This window comes from Streptomyces sp. NPDC096048, from assembly GCF_044763415.1.
Classification (GTDB): domain Bacteria; phylum Actinomycetota; class Actinomycetes; order Streptomycetales; family Streptomycetaceae; genus Streptomyces.
Window position 1 is genome coordinate 164,561 of the sequence record NZ_JBIWGG010000010.1, and the last position, 20,755, is coordinate 185,315.

The following is a 20,755-nucleotide window of genomic DNA, read 5'->3' on the forward strand; positions in this document are numbered from 1 at the left end:
CACGATCGAGGGCGGTGAGGCCCTGCTTACTCCTCGGTGTCCTCGAAGGGGTTCGCGACGAGCGCGTTGGAGTGGGAGGCCGAGTCGTGAGCCAGCTGACCCGGGTCGGCGATCGGCGCGAAGACCTGCTCGTTTTCCATGAACTCTCCTTCATCAGCAGGGAGATACGGCGTTCGGATGAGCGCCGTGAGGACAATCTAATGAATCTGATTTTCATATTCTAGTGTTCCGATGGGGTGATCTGGATAACACACCGGCCAGCCTCCTTCCGGATCCTCGCCCACCCGCCCGGCCACTCGCAGTACCTCTGCCAGCAACCCCGGCGTGACCACCTGCTTCGGCGTTCCGTCGGCCACCACACGGCCCTCTTTGAGAGCGACGATCCGCTCGGCGAACCGGGCCGCGTGGGCGAGGTCGTGCAGCACCATGACCACGGTGAGCCCGCGTTCCTCGCGCAGACGCACCACGCTCTGCAGTACGTCGAGTTGGTGGTGCAGATCCAGGTAGGTGGTCGGCTCGTCGAGCAGCAGGACCCGGGTGTCCTGGGCGAGCGCCATCGCCAGCCGGACACGCTGCCGCTCGCCCCCGGACAGAGCGTCCACGTCGCGCTCGGCCCAGTCCTCCACCCCGACGTCGCACAACGCCCGGCGCACGACGGGGTCGTCGCCCTCGCGCAGCATGCCGAGCGGGCCACGTGCCGCGTACCGCCCTTGACGTACGAGGTGACTTACCGTCATGCCCGGGACGGCCGGGGCCGACTGGTGCAGCAGCGCCACCCTCCGTGCCGTCGCGCGCCGGGACAGCCGGGCGACGTCGTCCCCGCCGAGCAGCACCCGCCCTTCGTCCGGCCGCAGCAGCCCGGCGGCCAGGCGCAGCAGGGTCGATTTGCCGCACCCGTTGAGGCCGATCAGGGCGGTCAGTTCGCCCGGCCGGACCGTGAGGTCGACACCCCTCAGCACAGGTCGTCCGGGATAGCCGAAGTGAACCCCCTCGACGTGGATCCCCACGGACTCGTTCATGCTCTGTCCTCGATTCGACATCAGAACGTACGGATCGGCGTGCGGCGCACGACGACCAGCAGCAAGGCGGCGCCGAGGCAGGCGGTGAGCGCCCCGACCGGCAGCGTGAACCGTCCGGAGTCGAGCCCCGCCGCCAGCAGCCGCGAGGACAACTGCGCGGCCGCGTCGGCGCCGCACACCACCACCGCGCCCGTCAGAGCGGCACCGGGAAGGCTCCGGCGCAGGTCCGCGCCGAAGACGGCCACGGCCAGATGCGGGACGAGCAGTCCCACGAAACCCAGCGCTCCGACGGCGGCCACCGCGCCCGCCGTCAGCGCCACCGCGCACAGCAGGGCCAGGGTCCGGGCCCGGCGAGCGGCAAGGCCGGCCGCGAGGGCGATGTCGTCCCCGCAGCGCAGCAGGGTCAACGGCCCCGCCAGCAACCAGGCGGCAGCTCCCCAGAGGAGCGCCCACGGCCACAGCAGGTGCCAGTGCTCCCACACCCGGCCCTCCGTGGTGCCCACAAGCCACTGCACGATGCTGCCGAGTTCGCCCGGCTCGACGAGCAGCACCATGGCGGTGAGCCCACCGAGCACCGCCGAGACCAGCACCCCGTGCACGGCGGTCTGCGCGGGATCACCGCGCCCGCGCCCGGCCAGCAGCCATAGCAGCGCCGCGCCGGCACACCCGCCCACGCACGCGGCGAGGACCACCGCCAAAGGCGAGTCCCAGCCGGCGAGCCCCAGGGCGGTCGCGGTGACCGCGCCGAGCACCGCCCCCGGTGTCACGCCCGTCACTTCCGGCCCGGCGAGGGGGTTGCGCAGAGCGGACTGCAGGACCAGTCCGGCCACGGCCAGGCAGGCGCCCGCGCCGAGGGCCACCAGCATGCGGGGAAGGCGCAGTTGGAGGAGGATGTGGCGCTCCGTCGCGTCGCCGCCACCGTTCAGGACGTCCCAGACCGCTGCCGGGGACATGCCGCGCCCGGCCACCAGTTCCACCGCGGCGCACACGACGGCCAGTGCCACGAGAGCCGCGAAGCGCCGGGTCACCGTACGTCCTCCGTTCCGGTCGTCCCGAGAGGCAGGGAGGTCGGACCGCCGGGCCCGCGTCCGTCCCCGAGAGCCTGCTGCGGCGCCCGGGTGCGCGGCACGGCCTCCACCGCACCCGGGACCGCCTTCCGCGGCCCGGTCAGCGGTTCGCGGGCCCCGGCCGAATCCGCCGGTCCGCGCCGAGCCGGCCGGCGACGGCCACCCGACCGCATCAGCGCGACACCGGCCGGCACTCCCAGCAGGGCAGTCCAGGCGCCGGCCGGCGTCTCCACGGGTGCCAACGCCAGCCGGGCCGGGACATCGGCGACCACCACGACGACGGCGCCCCAGACCGCGGACCACGGGAGCCAGCGCACCGCCCCCGCGGCGGGGTCGAACCAACGGGCCAGGTGCGGTGCGAGGAAACCCACCCACGCGACGGGCCCGCACACTGCGGTCACCGGGGCGATCAGCACCACGGCGATGGCCAGCGCGGTCAGCCGGGCGCGCTGAGCCCGCACACCGAGCGCCTCGGCGTCCTCGTCCCCCAGCCGCAGCACCGACAGCACCGGCGCGCACAGCACGAGCGCGGGAGCCGCGACGAGCAGCCACGGCCACAGACCCGCGACGTCGTCCCACGTCCGGGCGGACAGGGAGCCGAGCAGGTAACGGTAGATGAGCTGGAGGTCCAACTGGTCGGCCATCACCATCAGCACGAGCAGCGCGGCCTGCAACGCGGCCGCCACCGCCGCGCCGGTCAGCAGCACCGCGGACGGACTGCGACCGAGCCCGGCGGCCAGGAGCGTGAGCCCGCCGCCGAGCGCGGCCCCGCCGATGGCCAGCATCGGCTGGACGACGGCGGGCAGCGCCAGGCTCAGGACCAGCGGCGCGGCCACCCCCAGCGCGGCACCGGACGACACCCCCAGCATCTCCGGCACCGCCAGGGGATTGCGCAGCGCCTCCTGGAGCACCAGCCCGGCAGCGCCCAGACAGGCTCCCGCGACCAGCGCCAACAGCAGCCGGGGCAATCGGAGTTCGGTCACGACGATCCCGGCGAGCGTGGTGTCACCGTCCAGCACCGTGGCGACCAGCCGGTGTGGGGGGACGTAGGGGGTGCCGAGGGTGAGCGCGCAGCCCGAGGCGACGGCCAGCAGTACGACGACCAGGAGTGGCTGCCACCTTCGTGGGCCGCGCTTCGGTCGCGTTCCGTCCGCCGCGCCGGGCGCCGACAGGAGTGCCCTCACCGCAGCGCGGCCGTGGCCTCGTCCAGGACGATGCCCAGCGAACGGGTGCCGCGCCCCTTGGCCCACACCTCTGAGTTCACCTCGTGGACGTCACCGTTCTTCACTGCCGGGATCTTGCTCCAGAGAGGGTTCCCGGCCAGCTTCTCCGAGAGCTGACCGTCCGCGTCGCCGAAGCTCAGCGTCTCGACGAACAGCACGTCGACGTCCTGGGCGAGGATCTCCTCCAGGCTGTAACTGCCCTCCACCCCCCGGGATTTCCACGGGTAGTCGGAGATCTTCGGGAAGAGGCTGGCGGCCACGTCGCCCTCCGGGGTCGCGACGCCGAAGTTCTCGTCACTGCCGTAGATGATGAGAGCGGTCTTGTCGCTCGGTGCCTTCTCGGCCGCGGCGAGCTTGGCTCGGAAGGTCCTCTCGGCCTTCTCTCCCTGTGCGGTGCGGCCGGTGAGCGCGGCGGCGTCGCGCAGGTAGCCCACACTGTCCTCCCAGGTCTCGGGCTGCATGGCCCAGAAGGTGGTGGCGCCTTTGAGAGCCGGGGCGAGTTTGCCGTGGGTGTCCCCCAGGCCGATGACGAGATCGGGCTTGTGGGAGAGGATCGCCTCGACCTCCGGGGCGATGAATCCGCCGGGTATGACGTCGACCTTCTCGGCCTCCCGCTCCCCCAGGAAGTCCGGGTGGGCGAGCAGCGTGCTGTTGGTGGCGGTCGGGACGATGCCCAGTTCGGTCAGGATGTCGTCGCAGAGCGCGAACAGGCAGACGATCCGCTCGGGTTCCTTTTTCAAGGAGACCTCGACGCCGTTCGTGTCGGTCAACTGCGTTGCGGCCTTGATGGGTTCGACGGTGACCTCGGTCCTCGCCGTCGGCCTGGCCTTGTCGCTCGCGGGTTCCTCGGACGACGATCCGCATCCGACCAGGACGGAACCCACCACCGTTGCGGTGATCCAACTGCGGACGAATCTCGACGGTGAGCGCGGCATCGATGCCCTCGTTTCTTCAGGTGCCGTGAACGCCTAGAAGATACATGATAATCGTTTTCACCAGTCCCGTTTCCGAAGGAGGCCCTCATGTCCGAGGCCGCATGCGTCCTGCTCATCTCCGACCACGTGGACGGGGCCGTACATGTGCTGACCGTGCCGGACGGCACGGTCGCCGCACGCCTCACCGGCCGTCATCTCTCCGAGCACGCCGGGTTCCTGGCGCTGCCCGGAGGGCGGGTCGCCTGTGTCGACGACCGTCGGGGAGAACTGCTGGTACTCGATCCGTTCGCCGGGAAGCTCATCGAACGAACGGTCCCGGTCGCCGTGCCGGCCGAGCACCTGGCCTGCGACCCGACCGGTCGACGACTGGCCGTCACCACCGGCCTGGGCAAGAACACCGAACCGTGGTCGGACGTGCTGACGGTCATCGATCTGGTCACCGGAGAGGCCGCCAGGGTACGCACCCGCGTCGGCGAGCCGGGCGTGACGGTGCTGGGGGGCGACGATCCGCTCGTCGTACTGCGGCACCGGGAGCCCGGTGCGCTGGCCGTCCACCGGTTCGCGGACCTCCTCTCGGCTTCGCCCGGCTGCCCTCCGGTCACACCCCACGCACTCCTGCCTCTGCCGGACGACGGACACGGGGACGCACAGGCACCCGACTCGGAGCGCGTGTTCGCCGCCACGGGCGAAGGAGTGCACCGGGCCCGGAGGACGGGCGACACGCTCGCCGGCGAAGCGGTCATTGCGTGGGGATCGCCCGCCCGGGGCTGGTACCTCCGGCTCGACACCCGTCGGCAGGCACTGTGGACGACGCTGCGCGGGGGTGACCCGGACCCCCTGCGCTGGCCGGAGTGGACCAACCAGGCCTGGACACACGACCTCGCGGAGGGTCGCACACGGCGCACCGACCTCGGCCCCGGCCTCGTCTTCCGGCTGGCCCTCGCCCGGCGCCACACCGCCTTCACCCGTGTCCACCCCGACGGCGACGAGCTGGTTCTTCTCGGCACCGACGATGCCGTCCGCCGCTTCCCCCTGCCCGGCATGGACGGAGCTCCGCGTCGCGGCGGCACCCCCTGGGAGGGCGTCCAGCGCCGGGCGGTGGCCGCCTCGCCGGGCTCCGACTGGATCGCCGTCACCCGGGGCGGCCACGGCGAGGTGCACCTCGTCGACGCGCAGACCGGCCACGAGGCGACCCGTCTGCGGCCGGGCACACCGCTGCACCACGGCGGCCACATGACACTGCGCGTACAGAACGACGGTGCCGAGGGCGATCCCGTAGGACGGTGACGTCCTGCAGGGGGCGGCACGGGCGCTCTGTTTCCGGGCACCTTTCCCACTGAGGCCAGGACGTCGGACACGGCCCACGCTCGGGAAGGATCGACGGCCCTCACGACCCCGGCGCACGGTGTTCATCCAGCTGTACCTGCCGTGACCGGGACGCGACGCCTGACCGTGAAGCGGCGGGACACCCGCGACCGCTTCGTGGCGGCGGCCGCTCAGCTGATGTATGAACGCGGCGTGGCGGGCACGTCGGCCAGGAGCTTGACCAGCCCTGACTGGCGGGCGTGGGTGATATCGGCGCAGCTCGCCGGCCGTACCGGGCTGCACCACAGCACGCGCCCCTCGCCATCCGTGCCCACCATGGACTTGACGGCGTTCTGCTTGTTCTTGCCGGAGATGAACTTGTCGCGGTCCTTGCGTCCGGCGGCTGGCCGACGAACTTGGATCTCGATGCCGTCAATAATGCCGGTCGACCCGCTCGCGCCGAGGTGGTCGATGACGTCGGCCAGAGACCCCAGCCGCACGTCGGGGCTGACGGTGCAGCCTCGCTCAGCGAGCAGGGGGCCGTACCTCACCGATGGCCCGGGTAACCCACAGTCCGTTTCCGCGGCCGGGAAGTGAGCCGGGCTCGGTGACGCTCATGCCACAACGGACCGATCTCGGATACGAGTTCAGCAATCACGTCAACAGACAAGCCCGTGATCCTCCGGTCGCTGATGATCACTGCACGAGACGCGTTCCCCACCACAGGAACATGATCGACGATCAGGAGTCTCGACGTCTCACCGCTTACCGTGCACGAGCTCGTGAAGGGTGCTGCAGAAGGCCGCGAACGGGGCATCTCCGTTCCGTGGCCAGGGCGTTGAGGGCCGGGCAGGTGTGGGTGGGGACGTGCACGGGACTGCGGGTCGATCAGTTCGGTCGGCTGCTGCGGGCGGTGCGGGAACGTGGTGGCGAGAGCTGGCGCCTTCCGTGGCGGCTGCCGCTGGCCGAGCGGTGCTGCTGGTGGCCGTGTACTACCGCACGAGCCTCACAGGGGCGGCGGCGGTGACCGCTCTGGCGGCGCGGCACGGCGTGACGGCGACGCCCATGCGACAGCTCGCCCCGCCTTTCGGCGTCTCACCGGCGACCGTGTGCCGGGGGATCCAACGGATCGGCCCGCTGCTCGCACTCGCGCCGGCACGCACCTCGCAGGAAGCAGTCAAACGGCTGTGGATCGTCGACGGAACCCTCGTCCCGGTCCGCGACCGCAAGGTCGGAGCGTCCTCCCGCAACTACCGGATCTCCGCGAACGTGCAGGTCATCGTGGACGCCGAGACGCGTCTGGTGGTGGCAGCGGCCCGGCCGGTGCCCGGCAACACAGCGGGCGCGAAAGCCTGGCGGGACTCCGGCCTGGCCGCGCACCGCGAAAGTGGGACGGTCCTCGGTGACGGCGCCTACATCAACACCGGCCTGATCGACCCGCACCGCAAACGCCCCGGAACCCCGCTGACGAGGAAGACTCCTGCATGCCCTAGTGAAGCTCTACCAAGGTGAAGCCGTGGTCTGCTACGGCACCGGCGGAGACACCACCTTCGAACACGCCACGGTCCCCAGAAACCAACGCCCCTGGGCACCTTACGAGTGGTGCTGACCAACGAGGCTGCCGCTTCCGCCGTCACGCGGTAGCCGGCTCGGGCACTTCGAGACACGCAGCGACCCGGCAAGCCATCGCGGCCACCTGCGGAGACGCGTAGCTCCCGCACGCATGTTTCCGCCGACGCACGGGCGTGCGGGAGCTTCTTTCACTCCACCCGCCTCTACCTCGGCACCCGGTCGCGGTCGCCCTTGACGGGACGGAACTGCGCAATGAGGAAACGGTATCCCGGTGACAGCGCGTCGCCCCCCCTCCGCCCGTCCGCCTCGCGGCGGCCAGGAGTATGTCCAGTTCAATTCACCTCTTACGTTTCTGAATCCCAGAAACCACAACTGTTGGATTTCTAGATCGCTGATTCCTACAGTGACCACGTGAGTCGCGGGGCACCGGTCACAAGAGCGTCCGGTGCGAGAAGCCTCGACAACAGCGCCCCGTGGCCATCGGGTCGGCTCCGCGGCCGGCCTGGGACTCACAATCGACCGGTTCGCGTTCCTGTCCGCCTGATCCGTCCGAGCCACAGCGAAAGAGCGGCATGAAGACCTTCACTCTGCCCGGCACCGACATGTCCGTCCCCAACGTCGTCCTCGGCCTGATGCGTATCCAGGAGATGAGCGACGAGGCGGTGCGCACGCTCGTGCACACGGCGCGGGACGCCGGCATCACCTTCCTCGACCACGCGGACGTGTACGGCTCGGGCAGCCACGGCTGCGAGCGCCGCTTCGCGGAAGCCATGAAACTGAGCTCCTCGGAGCGCGAGCGGTTCGTCATCCAGACGAAGGCCGGCATCGTCAAGGACGGCCCGTACTTCGACTTCTCCTACGAGCACATCGTGGCGTCGGTGAACGGTTCGCTCGAGGCGCTGGACACCGACTACCTCGACATCCTGCTGCTGCACCGCCCCGACGCGCTCGTCGAACCCGAGGAAGTGGCCCGCGCCTTCGACGACCTGTCGGCCGCCGGCAAGGTGCGTGCCTTCGGCGTCTCCAACCAGACCCCACGGCAGCTCGATCTGCTGCGCAAGTACGTGACGCAACCGATCGTCGCCAACCAGCTCCAGCTCTCGATCACACACGCCCCGATGATCGCTCAGGGCGTCGCCGCCAACATGCAGGGCCTCGACCAGTCCGTCGTGCGCGACGACGGCATCGTCGACTACTGCCGCCTGCACGACATCACCGTCCAGGCGTGGTCGCCCTTCCAGGCCGGGTTCTTCGACGGCCCGTTCCTCGGCTCGCCGCGCCACCCCGAGCTGAACGCCGTGATCGACCGCCTGAGCGAGAAGTACAGCGTGCCCGCCGAGGCGATCGCGGTCGCCTGGATCACCCGCCACCCCGCGCGGATGCAGGTTGTGCTCGGCACCACCACACCGGAGCGCGTCGCCGCCGCCGCGCTCGGTTCGGACCTCCCGCTCACCCGGCCCGAGTGGTACGAACTCTTCCGCGCCGCCGGCTACACCGTGCCGTAACCGGTGGGCGACCCAGATCGCAGCGCTGCGTGGGGCCACAGCCGAGGCCGCTGCACCAGAACCCGGTCGGCTGGCGGATCTGCTCTCCGTGTGGGGAGTGGCTCGTCGTCAGTGGGGCACGCGTTTGTGGCGTAGCACCTTCTTCCACAAGTGCCGAAGCCAGCCACATCCAGAAGGCTGATGAAGATCTTGGGTTCTGGCCCCGCCGCGTCAGCAGCGGGGCCAGACTCGTGGGGTGGTTCGAGAAATGGGACGGGGTCGGTCCGGACGGGTGGGGATCCCGCCGGGAGTTGATTCCGGCAGGGGCGTCTTCGCATACATGACGGAGTATCGGGCCGTGCTGTTCCCGGCGGAGTTGTTCGCGGACACGCATCCGTCGGCGAACGAGCGGCCGAGTTTGCCACCGCAAAATATGGCCGCGGCAGTAGTTCTGCGATCCCTGCATGGCCCGTCGGGTTCGAGACCGTTCAGGGATTACGGTGTGGCCTGCAGTGGAAGCTGCATGCGGGCTGGCTCTGCGCGACATGACGGTCGATGCGTCGCAGTTGTCGACCTTCCGGCGGAGCCTGGCCCGGTCGAATCCGCCGAACTGCTGGGCAGTGGCCGCAATCACGAGTCCTGAGTTCTGACACAGATCTTGGGGAGCCGTCACGGAGCATGACATCGCTGTTCGACTGCCAGGGCCAAGCTCGTACGAGACGGCGTACGCCTTGTCGCCTGAAAGCCGGACATGACGCTCTCTCAAGTCGAATCCGTTCGCTGCTCTGGTCAGCGGTGGGCCGTGATGGTGCTGGTCATGCGGACCGACGCGCTCTTCTGGGACTTACTGGTGTTCGAGGGGATCGACGAGGTGGAAGTCGAGGCGGTTACGGCCGCGTTCGGCACGGTCGAGGTGGTGGCGAGAGGTCGCGCAGTCGCGGTGGTATGTCCGGCCTGCGGCCTCCTCCCGGATCGAATCCACGATCGTTACCAGCGCAGGCTGAAAGACCTCCCGCTCGCTGATCAGTGCTTTGTGATCCGGCTGACGGTCAGGCGTTTCATCTGCGGGTCGGCAGACTGCCCGCGCAGGACGTTCGCCGAGCCGTTCTCCCGGCTGGCCGCCCCGTACGCTCGGTGCACCACGCGGCTCAACCGTGCTCTGGTGGGGACTCGCCCTGGTGGGGCGGGCCGGAGCCCGGCTGGCGGCCCAGCTCGGCTTCGGCGTGGGGCGGATGACCTTGTCACGCAGGGTCATGGCACTGCCCGATCCGCGGTTCAGTACTCCACGGGTGCTGGGCGTGGACGACTTCGCATTTCGTCGCGGCCAGACCTACTCCACGGTCCTGACCAGGGTCGAAGACCATCGCGTGGTCGACGTGCTCCCGACCCGCGAGGGCGGACCGCTGGCCGCCTGGCTGATCCGCCACCCCGGCGTGGAGATGGCAGACGGATCTGACCGCGTTCGACCGCGGGCACCGGCGACTCTCCCCCACGCACGATCTTGACCTAATCCCGGCATCGTCACAGCCGCGGGTCCGGGATGATCTGTTAAAGACACCGGGCAGGATGCCGTCGGGTCCCATGCCCTCGTCCGGACCCGCCGCCAGAGGGTTACGCTTCAGACGACGCCGACAGTCCTCTGGTCTGCGGGCTGGTCATCGCTCGACGCCCCAGCAAGGCAGCAAGGAAGTACGTCCGGCTGGCTACCGGAGGCCGAGCATGGCGCGCCCGCCTAGGCCGTGTCTCCTTGACGAGTAGAGCAGTTGGGGCTGTCTACTGTGCGGGGCGACTTGATCGAGGCTTGATGTAGGTGGCCGGGCTGTTCTCCGCCGCGGGGCGGGGCCACAATGATCATGTGGACGGACAGGACTCGGTTCAGCGGGCGGAGCTCGACCGGATCATCGATCCGCTGAAGACGAACATGCCCCAGGCTGGGGACCTTGGCTTCGAGGCGATCCAGCAGTTGGGGAACCCGGTGCCGCTACTGGTGCAGAACGACGGCAAGGAGCATTTGCAGCTGTGGCTCGAGCCGTTCGGGCAGGACTACTGGCTGAAGCCGGGGGAGGCTGTGTACGTCACCTCGTACGGGACGTGGAATGACCACCCGTTCGAGACGATCCACGAGACCGACTGTCTCACCGTCTGGGCCACGTCCTGGTTCGCGACGGTATCTGACTGCGACGGCAATGAGTTCCCCCCGGGCCGAAGGGAGCCCGCCTGAGTCGTCAGCGTCGGGTCCAGACGAGGATCGCGCCAAGGCGGAGTGCGGCCTGGTAGGCGATAGCGAGTTTGCCAGTCCGCATGGCCAGGCCCCGCCACTGTTTGCGGCGGTTGATGCATCGTTCGACGGCGTTGCGCTCCTTGTATGTCTCAGCGTCGAAGCCGGGCGCGGGCGGCCTCCCGCGCGGCCACGACGTAGGCGGTCACCGATCTGGTCAGCAGGTTGCGGAATGACGGCCCGGATGCCACGACGGCGGAGATACCCGCGGATCGCGCGGGAAGAACAGGCGCGATCCACGAGGACACCTGAAGGCCGGGTTCTCGGCCTTCCGAGCCCGGTGCGCGGAACCCGGATTCTGGCCATCACCGCCTCGAAGGCCGGAGCATCACCGGACTGACCTGCCGTGACGTGGAGGGCCAGAGGCCGCGCCTGGCTGTCGCTCGCCAAGTGGACTTTCCTGCTCAGACCAGCACGGGAGCGTCCGAGTGCGTGATCGTCGGGTTCAGACCGGTCGGGTGCCCCCCCTTTCCGGCTCCGGCCGAATGCTGGTGAGCCCGGCAAACGGTGGAGTCCACCGACACGGTCCAGCCCACATCGTCAACAGCGTCTGCTGCGGCAAGAACGGCCACGAGGATCCGCTCCCATGCGCCGTCCACGGCCCACCTGATCAGCGTTTATGGGCGGTCTGGAAAGGACCGAGCCCGGCGGGCAGGTCCCGCCAGGGCGAACAAGTGCGGTACTTCCACTCGATCGCTTCCATCGTCCGGCGGTGGTCGGCCCACCGTCGTCCACGGACCGGCTCGGCCGGCATCAACGGCTCGATCTGGACCCACATCGCATCAGTGATCACCGCTCCGAAGCCGTGATCCACATCGCCATGACCGACCTCGTGACCCGCCGCCTTACCGGCGAGAACACCATCTCCTGGCGCGATCCGACACCACAGACCAAAGGATAGATTCCGGGATAAAATAGCGGGCGAAAGCGACCTCTCAGCCATCAGTCACGCTTGCAGGTGGCGAAGCAGGCACCGGCCGGTCGGGGGTCAGCCCTGGACGGTGGGGCGGACCACGATCTCGTTGACGTCCACGGTGGCCGGCTGATCGAGGGCGAAGCCGATCGCCTCGGCGACGGCGGACGCCGGGATGGCGAGTTGCCGTGCGGCGGCGCGCGCCGCCGCCTGTGCCTCGGCGGCGCCACCCCGGTCCAGCAGCTCACTCTCGGTGAACCCGGGACTGACGACTGTGACGCGGATCTCGCGGCTCTCCTGGCGCAGCCCTTCCGAGAGGGCCCGCACCGCGTACTTGGTGGCGCAGTACACCGCCGCGGTCGGGTCCACGCGGTGACCGGCCACCGAGGCGATGTTGACGATGTGTCCGCCACCCTGTTCACGCATCCTCGGCAGTACCGCGGCGATGCCGTAGAGCGTGCCGCGCACATTGACATCGATCATCCGGTCCCACTCGTCGACGCGGAGATCCGCCATCGGTGCCAGCGGCATCACGCCTGCGTTGTTCACCAGCACGTCGATCCGGCCGTACCGGTCGAGTGCCGCATCGACGAACGACTCGACACTGTCGCGGCGCGTTACATCGAGCGCGCAGTGGTCCAGTACACCTTTCGCCACACCCACCTCTCGGGCCAGCTCCGCCAGCCGGTCGGTACGACGTGCACCGGCCATGACCTGATGGCCCGCAGCGGCCAGATGACGGGCCGTGGCCTCGCCGATGCCGCTGCTGGCCCCGGTGATCAGGACGACCTTCTTCTCCGAGGGGGTGGACGCAAGCATGATGGTGATCTCCTTTGTATGCACAAGGTGGCCCGTGGCAACGGCCACCGGCATCAGTCCACCCGCCGAGCCCGTGCTCAGGAAGGCCGCGGCAGCCTGGGTGCGCGGCACCCAGGCTGCCGCGGCAACCGCGCAGTACTGTCGGTCTCATGCACCGTGCGTCTGCCCAGTCCCTCGGAGACTTCCTCCGCGCGAGCCGCGCCCGCCTGGAGCCGTCCGACGTCGGGCTCCCCGCCGGCAGTGGCACGCGCAGGGTCAAGGGCCTGCGCAGGGAAGAGGTCGCCGTACTGGCCGGGATGAGCGCCGACTACTACGTACGACTGGAACAGGGCCGGGAGACCAACCCCTCGCCGCAAGTCGTCGGCGCGCTGGGCAGGGCACTGCGCCTGAGCACCGACGCGCGTACCCACCTGCACCGGCTCGCAGGGCTGAGCCCCACGGCCGAGGTCGGCAGCCTGCGCGATCAGGTGCACCCCAGCCTGCTGCGCCTGCTCTGCACCTTCCCCGACGCCGCGTCCTACGTCCTGGGACCCGCGTTCGACATCCTGGCCACCAACGTGATCGCCGACGCCCTCCTCGAGCCTTTCGACGGGGAGACCAACATGCCGCGGATCCTCTTCACCCACCCGCGGGCCCGCGAGGTCTTCCCGGACCGGCGGCTGGTCACGAGCGCGACCGTGTACGCGCTCCGCCTGAACGCGGCCCGCTTCAGCGACGTCCCGGAGATCGACCAACTCGTCCAAGAACTGCTGGAGACGTCGGCGGAGTTCCGCGCCCTGTGGGAAGACCAGACGGCCGGTGGTCTCACCCGGGCGTTCAAGGTGTTCGTACATCCCGATGCCGGACGCATCGAGCTGACCTACGAGAGCTTCGACGTGCGGGCCGCGCCCGGCCAGGAACTGCTGGTGGGGTCGGCGGAAGCGGGCAGCCGCAGTGCGCAAGCCCTCACCTACCTCGCATCCATGGCCGCGCCCCGCCGCTGACACGGCCTGGACCGCTGCGTGCGGGGACCGGAGCCGCCCGCTCGCGCCGTGAAGCGAACCCGCGCAGCGGACGTGAGGGGCGATGCGGGACGAGTCACGGCTCGATGTCGACCACGACCTTTCCGTTGGCCGAGCCGTTCACCACGGACCGATGGGCGTCCGCCACGTCGGCGAGGGTGTAGCGCGTCCCGTCCAGCAGGGGACGCAGCTTGCCGTCGTCCACCAGTGCCGCGGCTTCGCGCAGTATGTCGCCGTGGTGCTCGCGGCCCTGGCCCGTCAGCATCGGCAGCAGAGTGAAGACGCCCGAGTAGGTGGCTCCTCGGAACGACAAGGGTGCCAGCGCGTGGGTGCCCCAGCCCAGCGCGCTCACGACATGGCCGGTGTAGGTGCGCACCACCTCGAAGGAGGCGTCCAGGACCGGACCGCCTACGGTGTCATAGACGATGTCGAATCCGACACCGCCGGTGTGCTCCGCGACGTACCTCTCCACGGGCACCGAGGTGTAGTCGATCGGCACCGCCCCCAGTCGGCGCACCACCGGCATCCTGGCCGCGGACACGGTCGCGAACACCTCCGCACCCTTGGCCGCCGCCACCTGGACCGCGATACTCCCCACGCCACCGGCGCCGCCGTGCACCAACACCTTGTGACCGGCCCGTACGCCGGCCCGGTCCACCAGACCTTCCCACGCCGTGATCACGGCCAGGGGCAGTGCGGCTGCCTCGCGCATGGACAGCCTGGCCGGCTTGGGGGCCAGCAGGCGGGCGTCGACCGCCGCGAACTGTGCGAGTGAACCCTGCAGGTCGCCGACGCCGCCGGTCAGACCGTACACCTCGTCCCCGGGAGCGAACCCGTTCACCCCGGCTCCCGTTTCCACCACCTGGCCGGCCAGGTCCATGCCCAGTACCACCGGTGGCTGCACGCGGGCGTGAGCCGCCCGGCCTGCACTGATCTTCGTGTCCAGCGGGTTCACCCCGCTGGCGTGGATCCGTACCAGCACCTGTCCTTCCCCGGGCGTGGGCGGGGCGATCTCCCGCAGCTCGAGCGGACCGGTGAACTCCTCCAACACAACCGCGCGCATGGCAGCACCCTTCTTATGGCTCCGATTCCGGGAGTCCCAGCTAATCGTTCAGACTAGTACGTCTTGTTAAGAGAACTGAAGAGTACCCCAGGGGCAGTCCGAAACGTACTAGTCTGTCTTGCATGGCGACGCGCGTACGTAAGACGAACACCGAGCAGAAGATCCTCGATTCGGCGGCAGGTCTCTTCCACCGTCACGGATTGAGGGGGGTGGGGGTGGATCAGGTCATCGCGGATTCCGGGGTGGCGAAGTCCACCCTGTACGCACACTTCCGCACCAAGGATGACCTCATTGCCGCCTACCTGCGGCGCACGGACGAGTCGTGGATGAGGCGGTTGCGGGAGGCTGCCGACACCGCGGGGCCCGATCCCGCTCAACAGTTGGTGAGCCTCTTCGACGCGCTGCTGGCCTCCTTCGACCGCCACGGCTTCTTCGGCTGCCCGTTCGTCAGCGCAGCCGTCGAAGCCGAGCTCGATTCCAAGGCGCACGCGGCCACCGTCGCCCACACCCGGCGCCGCCAGGAGTGGCTGACCGGCCTTGCGGGAGCCGCAGGCGCCGCCCGGCCGACCGAGCTGGCCGCACATCTCGGGCTGCTCATCGACGGAGCCCTGGCCTCCGGACGCCTGCTGCAGGACCGGGCGGTCGTCGACGCCGCGAAGGTGTCCGCCCGGGCAGCCATCCTCGCTCACACCGCCCGAACGACGAAAAGGTGAGCACGCCGGGATTTCAGTCACCGGCTGAATCTTCTACGGGCCCCGCCTTCGGCAGCAACGGCTCACCAGCGACCACAGTTGTCCGACACGACCCACGGCCGTGATTGACGGTTTCCCCTACCCAGACCTACGAGCGGAGAGGCCGACAGTCTCATGATCAGCAGCTTTTGTCAGAGCCAGTCGTCCCGGTGCGTGGTCGGGCGACGACGAGCGCCCACCAGGTCCGGACCACCCTGGGCCCTGGTCTGCCGCCACGTCCCACGCTGCTCGGGAGGACAGCGGGTGTAGGCCCCGGCCGGTGAGGGAACCCAAGCCCGTGCTCGGCGGAGTGGCCCTTGAGCAGGCCTCGCCGACAGGGGTGTCGCGGCTTCAGACCCGAGGCCGTGCACCCCGACCGCGGCCTCCAGACCTTTGTCCCGGACGGCCCGGGACTGCACCGCCGGTAGGGTGCCGCCATGGTGGGAAGCGAAGACACACGACTCGTCATCGTGCGCGGCAACAGCGCCTCCGGAAAGTCGTCCGTCGCGGTCGGCCTGCGCGAAGCGTTCGGTCGCAACCTCGCCGTTGTCGGCCAGGACAACCTCCGCCGCATCGTGCTCCGCGAACACGACCGGCCCGGCGCCGCGAATATCGGCCTGATCGACCTCACCACTCGCTACGCCCTCGACCACGGCTTCCACGTCGTCCTCGAAGGCATCCTCTACGCCGACCACTACGGTGACATGCTGCACGCCCTGATCCGTGCCCACCGCGGCGTCACCCGCTGCTACTACCTCGACGTGCCCTTCGAGACCACACTGCTCCGGCACGCGACCAAACCCGACGCCATCTACCTGGCACACGTCACCGAAACCCACCTCCACGACTGGTACCGGGACAAAGACATGCTGCCCAACGTGCCGGAGACCGTCATCGACGCAGCCAGCACCCTGGAGCAGACAGTCGGACGGATTATGCGGGAGACCGGCCTGGACCGTGCCCCCGCCGTCGACCGCTGACACCACCAGGACGTGCGTAACTCGCGCCCCTCGGCGTGGAAAGCATCCTCGGGTGACGCACAGCACTGGCGCTTCGTCCCGTTCCGGGAGGCAGTCAGGTGGACCCTGCCCGAGCCGATGCTCACCGCCCCCGTAGCCAGCCCCAACATGCCGCCCGGACACGCGGCCGAGCCGAAATGGGACGGCTACCGGGCACAGCTCGCACGCTACGCCGACGGCAGGGTCCTGCTGCGCTCCCGCGCGGGCACGGACATGACCCCCGTTCTTTCTCAACTTGTTCTGTTGCTGCACCTGTCACCCGCTGTGAAGACGTGCAGGTAACCAGGGAGGTGGGCATAGTAGAGATCGCAACAGACCAGAGAGATGACCTGCGCTGCTGAGATTGAGTGGGACAGGTGGTGGGCGGCGTCCCGCTCAACCGCAGACAGCGTGATGTTCAGCCGCGGAGCCAAGACAGCAGGCGCCGGGGGGCAGGTCGCAATGTTCTGGTTGCCCTGGTCTGGGGAGCCAGTTTGACCTTCCTGGCTTGTCGGGCGAGTCGGTACTCGTCAGCTTCGCGGATGAGTTCCTGGGAGCGGATTGGGTGCAAGTCGAAGTGCATGCCGCTCGCTCCTACTGCTGGAGCTCCATGACGTCGGCGACTACGCAGCTGACGTTGTCGGGGCCGCCGGAGGCGTTGGCGAGGGTGATGAGTTCGCGGACGGCCTGCTCGGGCTCACTGATCTCGGAGAGTACTCGGTGGATCTCTTGGGTCGGCACGACAGTCGACAGGCCGTCGGAGCACAGCAGATAGCGGTCTTCCCCCTGGGCGTCGTGGAGGCGCATGTCGGGGTTGGTGTCGGCTCCTGGGCCCAGGGCCCGCACCAAAAGCGACCGTTGGGGGTGGGAGGCGGCTTCTTCCGGGCTGAGGCGTCCTTCGTCGACCATCGACTGGACCATGGTGTGGTCGTGGGTGATCTGGAACAGCTCTCCGCCGCGCAGTAGGTAGACGCGGGAGTCGCCGATGTGGACGAGGGCCAACTGCGATCCGGTCCAGAGCATCGCGGTGAGTGTCGTGCCGGCGCCTTCGGATGCAGAGCCCGTCCCGGCGGCATCGTGCACGCCCTGCTTGGCCTGTTCGATGACGTCTTCGAGGACGTTGAGGAGGTTGCCGGCTGCGATGCTGTCGGTTTCGAGGTGCTTGAGCGCGTCGATGGCGGCTGCGCTGGCAGGGGCTCCTCGGCTTCCGAAGCCGTCGGCGACAGCGAGGAGCCGGGTTCCCGCGTACGCGGTGTCCTGGTTGCTCTCGCGGACGAGACCCTTGTCGGAAAGAGCGGCGTAACGGATTCCGAGGGACTTGGCGGTCGGAGACATGGCGGGGTCCTTCCGTGACAGGTGGTCGATGAGGAAGGTGGCCAGGTCCCGCCGTGCGGCAGTGTCGGCCTCGACCTGGGCCCAGAACTCGCGGACCTCTTGGCCCGCCGGGCCCGCATCCAGCGCGCGGACATGCTGGATGCGGGCCAGCGGCATGCCCAAGCGCCGGAGCCAGGCGATCAGGCGGGCTTGGTCCAACTGGCCCGGTGCGTAGAGGCGGTAGCCGGTCACCGGGTCGACGCGTGCAGGGGTCAGCAGGCCGAGCTCGTCGTAAAGACGCAGCGCCTTCGGCGACAGCCGGGACGCCTTCGCGAACGCCCCGATGGTCAGCAACCCCATGTTCGCTCCTCCTCATACCGAGCGCATCACCCGGCCCAACTGATGCTGTGGCCTCCCCCAAGGTGAAGGTCAACCAAGAGTCGCGCTGAGGCCCGCCCGATCGTCTCCCATGGACGTCGACAACGCGATCGGCCACGAACTGGCCCGATGGGGAGGATCGGTCCGCTCTGCCGGAGCGCCTATGGGGAAGCCTCTGGCCTGGGCAGGGGGACCACGAAGGCCCCTGTGCCGGAAGCAGCCAGGGCTGCCTGCCAGCGCGCTGCTGGCTGTACGGGAGTGGTCACCCCCTGCTCAACCGCACAAGCAACAACAGGTCACTCGTTACAGAACCACCGCGTTCCCAGGTCACACCCGCCACGGGGGTGTGTCGCGTATGCGGACGACGCCGTAGGACATGGCCATCCCGGGCCCCACCGCGAACATCATCACGTGGTCCCCGGGCTGCAGCGCTCCCTCGCTGATCAGGTGGTCGAGCCCGGCGAGCAGGTCGCTGGCGCCCATGTGGCCGTTCCAGCGGCCGAACTCCAGCATGCCGTAGGAGGGATCGAGCCCGAGGGGTTTGAGGAAGTGTTCCAGGTACTGCTCGTTGGCGGCCGAGGGGTGGAGGACCCTGGTGATGTCGCCGATCTCGACGCCCGCGTCGTCCAGCACCTGCCGGACCGCCTCGGACTCCACCTTTCCGGCGATCAGCGCCGCCTCCTGGGGGGTCACGTCACCCGGACGGGACGTCGCCTGCCGCTCCAGTGTCACCTTGCGGCCGACGGTGCAACCGGGCGGGAACAGCGGCTCGTCCCCACGGGTCATGCCCTCCAGAGCAGGTACGGAGAAGGAGTTGACGGCCAGTAGTTCGGCAAAGCCCTCACGTTTCGACAGCAGTGCCGCCGTACCGCCGTCCCCCAGGACGAGGCCGTGGTGGGAGCGGTAGCGGTCGATCAGCGGATGGCCGAAGTTGTCGGCGGTGGTGATCATGGCCGCAGTCCGGTCGGGGGAGGCCATCAGAAAGCACGCGGCCAGCTCCGCGCCGGCCAGGAACCCCTCGCACCCCTGCCGCAGTCCGATCGCCGGGATCTCCCGGTCCACCGTGTTGCGCAGAATGTAGTGCTGGGGCATCCAGGAGTCCGGGCCCTGGTGCGATGTCGAGGTGTGCAGCAGAAGGTCGACGTCGCCGGGGGCGTGTCCGGAGCGGGTCAGCACCTGTTTCCCGGCTTCGATCGCCATGTCCGGCGCCGGCGTGGTCCCCGCGACCCGTGCGGCCCGCCAGCCCGTGGTCAGCTGGGACTCGTCGCAGTCGCCCCGGGCGACGGCCTCCTCCAGAGGGACCCGTTCGGGCAGGCAGACGCCCACGCCGCTGAGGTAGATGCCGTTGAACTTCATGGATATGCGTTCCCTTTCGGTCTGGCAGGGTCCGGGTCAGCCGTGCCGCTCGACGGCTATGGTCAGTCGCCTGGGGGCGCAGATCGTGTTGTTCTCGTACCAGTCGACGCCGGTCACCTCCCATGCCGGATAGCGGTCCAGCAGCACGTCGAGTGCGACCTTCGCCTCCAGCCGGGCCAGATGGGCGCCCAGGCAGACGTGGATGCCGTGGGTGAAGGCGAGCTGGGGGTTGGGCTTGCGGTGGATGTCGAACCGGGCCGGGTCGGGGTAGGCGCGTTCGTCCCAGTTGGCCGAGGTGAGTGAGATGAGGATGAACTGGTCGGCCGGGATCGTCACCCCGCCGAGCGTCACGTCCCGGTTGGTGACGCGTCCGGCGTCCGGTACCGGAGGGAGATACCGCAGGACCTCCTCGACGGCGTTCGGGACGAGGGAGCGGTCCGCCCGGACCTGGGCCATGGCATCGGGGTGCTCGTCGAGGCACGCCACCATGCTGCCCAGCAGCCCCATCGTGGTCAGATGCCCCGCGAGCAGCAGAAGGACCGAGAAGTTGACGATCTCCGTCTCGGTGAGCCGCCGTCCGTCCATCTCCGCATGCACCAGGCGGCTGATCATGTCGTCCCGCGGCCTGGCCCGGCGCTCCCGTGCGTGCTCTCGCAGGTAGTCGAGGATCTCCCGCATCGCCTCCTCCCGGTTCTGGATGAAGGCGCCGTCCGTGGGATCGTCCGTGGAGAGGGTGAGCTGGGCGTCGGAGCAGCGCCGGAGTACCTCGCGGCCCTCCCGGTCCACCCCGAGCAGTTCGGAGATGACGTTGAGGGGCAGCTGGTAGGCGAGATCGGCGGCGAGGTCGAACTCTCCCCGGTCGTCCACCTGGTCCAGGATCTCCACTACGAGGCTCTCGATCCGGCTGCCGAACGGCCCCAGCATCCGCGGGGTGAAGCCCTGGCTGAGCAGGCCGCGCAGGTTCTTGTGCGCCGGGGGGTCCAGTGCGGACAGGTTGCCGTCGATGAACTCCTGCGCCGGCATCACACGGTGCATGTCGTTGGAGAAGGTGGACCAGTCGGAGAAGACCCGCACCGCGTCCGCGTGCCGCAGGACACGCCAGCTGTTCATCGTCGTGTCGAAATACACCGGCTCGTGGTCCCGCATGTGCCGAAGCCATGCGTGCAGCGATTCACCGCGGTCCACGTGGAACGGCCGTCGCGGGGGTGCGGTCTTGGACGTCATACGGTTGTTCCCCCTCGGTTCGGCGATCTGTGGGTGGGGTGCTGAGCAGTCGTGGGGTGTCATGGCGGTCGGCTC

The 20,755-nt window shown here is 69.2% G+C and carries 19 protein-coding genes and 4 pseudogenes; 11 read left to right on the forward strand and 12 right to left on the reverse strand.

The window, feature by feature from the left end:
• Nucleotides 1–26: 26 nt before the first annotated feature.
• The 5 genes from amiA to ACIQ6R_RS27395 all read right to left on the reverse strand — a co-directional run bounded on the left by amiA (nt 27) and on the right by ACIQ6R_RS27395 (nt 4,244).
• Entirely contained in the window at nt 27–140 is a 114-nt protein-coding gene (amiA, locus tag ACIQ6R_RS27375; protein ID WP_404185083.1) for a streptamidine family RiPP, read from the reverse strand.
• A gap of 57 nt (nt 141–197) precedes the next feature.
• Complete coding sequence (locus ACIQ6R_RS27380) at nt 198–1,019, reverse strand: ABC transporter ATP-binding protein (protein ID WP_404224070.1); 822 nt, start codon at nt 1,017–1,019, stop codon at nt 198–200.
• Between the two features lie 20 nt (nt 1,020–1,039).
• Complete coding sequence (locus tag ACIQ6R_RS27385) at nt 1,040–2,047, reverse strand: FecCD family ABC transporter permease (protein WP_404224072.1); 1,008 nt, start codon at nt 2,045–2,047, stop codon at nt 1,040–1,042.
• Nucleotides 2,044–3,177 carry a FecCD family ABC transporter permease gene (locus tag ACIQ6R_RS27390; protein ID WP_404224348.1) on the reverse strand — a complete coding sequence of 378 codons (1,134 nt, stop codon included), beginning with the start codon at nt 3,175–3,177 and terminating at the stop codon, nt 2,044–2,046. The genes ACIQ6R_RS27385 and ACIQ6R_RS27390 overlap by 4 nt, the downstream gene beginning before the upstream one ends.
• Nucleotides 3,178–3,266: 89 nt before the next feature.
• Complete coding sequence (locus ACIQ6R_RS27395; protein WP_404224073.1) at nt 3,267–4,244, reverse strand: ABC transporter substrate-binding protein; 978 nt, start codon at nt 4,242–4,244, stop codon at nt 3,267–3,269.
• 87 nt (nt 4,245–4,331) lie between these two features.
• On the opposite strand from ACIQ6R_RS27395, the gene ACIQ6R_RS27400 reads away from it, so the two are divergent.
• Nucleotides 4,332–5,531 carry a YncE family protein gene (locus ACIQ6R_RS27400; protein ID WP_404224075.1) on the forward strand — a complete coding sequence of 400 codons (1,200 nt, stop codon included), beginning with the start codon at nt 4,332–4,334 and terminating at the stop codon, nt 5,529–5,531.
• Between the two features lie 209 nt (nt 5,532–5,740).
• On the opposite strand, the gene ACIQ6R_RS27405 is transcribed toward ACIQ6R_RS27400, so the two are convergent.
• Nucleotides 5,741–6,049, reverse strand: coding sequence for a transposase family protein (locus ACIQ6R_RS27405; protein WP_404224077.1), 309 nt, complete (start codon nt 6,047–6,049; stop codon nt 5,741–5,743).
• 326 nt (nt 6,050–6,375) lie between these two features.
• Between ACIQ6R_RS27405 and ACIQ6R_RS27410 the strand changes: the two are divergent.
• The 5 genes and pseudogenes from ACIQ6R_RS27410 to ACIQ6R_RS27430 all read left to right on the forward strand — a co-directional run.
• Nucleotides 6,376–7,016: pseudogene (locus ACIQ6R_RS27410) on the forward strand (transposase); the annotation flags it as partial.
• Between the two features lie 677 nt (nt 7,017–7,693).
• Nucleotides 7,694–8,626, forward strand: coding sequence for an aldo/keto reductase family oxidoreductase (locus ACIQ6R_RS27415; protein ID WP_404185068.1), 933 nt, complete (start codon nt 7,694–7,696; stop codon nt 8,624–8,626).
• A 796-nt stretch (nt 8,627–9,422) separates the two neighbouring features.
• Nucleotides 9,423–9,611, forward strand: a pseudogene (locus ACIQ6R_RS27420) (ISL3 family transposase); the annotation flags it as partial.
• A 247-nt stretch (nt 9,612–9,858) separates the two neighbouring features.
• Nucleotides 9,859–10,110, forward strand: a complete 252-nt coding sequence (locus tag ACIQ6R_RS27425; protein WP_404224349.1) for a transposase — start codon at nt 9,859–9,861, stop codon at nt 10,108–10,110.
• A 350-nt stretch (nt 10,111–10,460) separates the two neighbouring features.
• Entirely contained in the window at nt 10,461–10,826 is a 366-nt protein-coding gene (locus tag ACIQ6R_RS27430) for a hypothetical protein (RefSeq protein WP_404224079.1), read from the forward strand.
• A gap of 4 nt (nt 10,827–10,830) precedes the next feature.
• Here the strand turns inward: ACIQ6R_RS27430 and ACIQ6R_RS27435 are convergent.
• A pseudogene (locus tag ACIQ6R_RS27435) lies at nt 10,831–11,661 on the reverse strand (IS5 family transposase).
• Nucleotides 11,662–11,676: 15 nt separating this feature from the next.
• Here ACIQ6R_RS27435 and ACIQ6R_RS27440 point away from each other — a divergent pair.
• A pseudogene (locus ACIQ6R_RS27440) lies at nt 11,677–11,784 on the forward strand (IS5/IS1182 family transposase); the annotation flags it as partial.
• Nucleotides 11,785–11,871: 87 nt separating this feature from the next.
• On the opposite strand, the gene ACIQ6R_RS27445 reads toward ACIQ6R_RS27440, so the two are convergent.
• Nucleotides 11,872–12,615, reverse strand: coding sequence for an SDR family oxidoreductase (locus ACIQ6R_RS27445; RefSeq protein ID WP_404224350.1), 744 nt, complete (start codon nt 12,613–12,615; stop codon nt 11,872–11,874).
• 149 nt (nt 12,616–12,764) lie between these two features.
• Here ACIQ6R_RS27445 and ACIQ6R_RS27450 point away from each other — a divergent pair, with 149 nt between their 5' ends.
• Nucleotides 12,765–13,598, forward strand: a complete 834-nt coding sequence (locus ACIQ6R_RS27450) for a helix-turn-helix transcriptional regulator (protein ID WP_404224080.1) — start codon at nt 12,765–12,767, stop codon at nt 13,596–13,598.
• A 94-nt stretch (nt 13,599–13,692) separates the two neighbouring features.
• Here ACIQ6R_RS27450 and ACIQ6R_RS27455 read toward each other — a convergent pair whose 3' ends face one another.
• The gene (locus ACIQ6R_RS27455) at nt 13,693–14,679 is read right to left on the reverse strand and encodes a zinc-dependent alcohol dehydrogenase family protein (protein WP_404224082.1); all 987 of its coding nucleotides are present in this window, start codon (nt 14,677–14,679) and stop codon (nt 13,693–13,695) included.
• A gap of 122 nt (nt 14,680–14,801) precedes the next feature.
• Between ACIQ6R_RS27455 and ACIQ6R_RS27460 the strand changes: the two genes are divergently transcribed.
• The 3 genes from ACIQ6R_RS27460 to ACIQ6R_RS27470 all read left to right on the forward strand — a co-directional run bounded on the left by ACIQ6R_RS27460 (nt 14,802) and on the right by ACIQ6R_RS27470 (nt 16,711).
• Complete coding sequence (locus ACIQ6R_RS27460; RefSeq protein ID WP_404224083.1) at nt 14,802–15,392, forward strand: TetR/AcrR family transcriptional regulator; 591 nt, start codon at nt 14,802–14,804, stop codon at nt 15,390–15,392.
• Between the two features lie 455 nt (nt 15,393–15,847).
• Complete coding sequence (locus tag ACIQ6R_RS27465) at nt 15,848–16,390, forward strand: kinase (RefSeq protein ID WP_404224085.1); 543 nt, start codon at nt 15,848–15,850, stop codon at nt 16,388–16,390.
• Between the two features lie 117 nt (nt 16,391–16,507).
• The gene (locus ACIQ6R_RS27470) at nt 16,508–16,711 is read left to right on the forward strand and encodes a hypothetical protein (RefSeq protein WP_404224352.1); all 204 of its coding nucleotides are present in this window, start codon (nt 16,508–16,510) and stop codon (nt 16,709–16,711) included.
• Between the two features lie 291 nt (nt 16,712–17,002).
• On the opposite strand, the gene ACIQ6R_RS27475 is transcribed toward ACIQ6R_RS27470, so the two are convergent.
• The 3 genes from ACIQ6R_RS27475 to ACIQ6R_RS27485 form a co-directional block, all read right to left on the reverse strand.
• Nucleotides 17,003–18,082: a MerR family transcriptional regulator gene (locus ACIQ6R_RS27475; protein WP_404224087.1), complete on the reverse strand. Its 1,080-nt coding sequence runs from the start codon at nt 18,080–18,082 to the stop codon at nt 17,003–17,005.
• 345 nt (nt 18,083–18,427) lie between these two features.
• Nucleotides 18,428–19,456 carry a ketoacyl-ACP synthase III family protein gene (locus tag ACIQ6R_RS27480; RefSeq protein ID WP_404185057.1) on the reverse strand — a complete coding sequence of 343 codons (1,029 nt, stop codon included), beginning with the start codon at nt 19,454–19,456 and terminating at the stop codon, nt 18,428–18,430.
• 36 nt (nt 19,457–19,492) lie between these two features.
• A complete protein-coding gene (locus tag ACIQ6R_RS27485; RefSeq protein ID WP_404224089.1) occupies nt 19,493–20,680 on the reverse strand; it encodes a cytochrome P450 in 1,188 nt (395 codons plus the stop codon).
• Nucleotides 20,681–20,755 lie beyond the last annotated feature (75 nt).

Excerpts from the sequence above, each read along its gene's own strand:
- amiA (WP_404185083.1), bottom strand. The coding sequence starts at position 140 with ATGGAAAACGAGCAGGTCTTCGCGCCGATCGCCGACCCGGGTCAGCTG.
- ACIQ6R_RS27380 (WP_404224070.1), bottom strand. The coding sequence starts at position 1,019 with ATGAACGAGTCCGTGGGGATCCACGTCGAGGGGGTTCACTTCGGCTAT.
- ACIQ6R_RS27395 (WP_404224073.1), bottom strand. The coding sequence starts at position 4,244 with ATGCCGCGCTCACCGTCGAGATTCGTCCGCAGTTGGATCACCGCAACG.
- ACIQ6R_RS27400 (WP_404224075.1), top strand. The coding sequence starts at position 4,332 with ATGTCCGAGGCCGCATGCGTCCTGCTCATCTCCGACCACGTGGACGGG.
- ACIQ6R_RS27415 (WP_404185068.1), top strand. The coding sequence starts at position 7,694 with ATGAAGACCTTCACTCTGCCCGGCACCGACATGTCCGTCCCCAACGTC.
- ACIQ6R_RS27425 (WP_404224349.1), top strand. The coding sequence starts at position 9,859 with ATGGCACTGCCCGATCCGCGGTTCAGTACTCCACGGGTGCTGGGCGTG.
- ACIQ6R_RS27445 (WP_404224350.1), bottom strand. The coding sequence starts at position 12,615 with ATGCTTGCGTCCACCCCCTCGGAGAAGAAGGTCGTCCTGATCACCGGG.
- ACIQ6R_RS27450 (WP_404224080.1), top strand. The coding sequence starts at position 12,765 with ATGCACCGTGCGTCTGCCCAGTCCCTCGGAGACTTCCTCCGCGCGAGC.
- ACIQ6R_RS27455 (WP_404224082.1), bottom strand. The coding sequence starts at position 14,679 with ATGCGCGCGGTTGTGTTGGAGGAGTTCACCGGTCCGCTCGAGCTGCGG.
- ACIQ6R_RS27460 (WP_404224083.1), top strand. The coding sequence starts at position 14,802 with ATGGCGACGCGCGTACGTAAGACGAACACCGAGCAGAAGATCCTCGAT.
- ACIQ6R_RS27465 (WP_404224085.1), top strand. The coding sequence starts at position 15,848 with ATGGTGGGAAGCGAAGACACACGACTCGTCATCGTGCGCGGCAACAGC.
- ACIQ6R_RS27470 (WP_404224352.1), top strand. The coding sequence starts at position 16,508 with ATGCTCACCGCCCCCGTAGCCAGCCCCAACATGCCGCCCGGACACGCG.
- ACIQ6R_RS27475 (WP_404224087.1), bottom strand. The coding sequence starts at position 18,082 with ATGGGGTTGCTGACCATCGGGGCGTTCGCGAAGGCGTCCCGGCTGTCG.
- ACIQ6R_RS27480 (WP_404185057.1), bottom strand. The coding sequence starts at position 19,456 with ATGAAGTTCAACGGCATCTACCTCAGCGGCGTGGGCGTCTGCCTGCCC.
- ACIQ6R_RS27485 (WP_404224089.1), bottom strand. The coding sequence starts at position 20,680 with ATGACGTCCAAGACCGCACCCCCGCGACGGCCGTTCCACGTGGACCGC.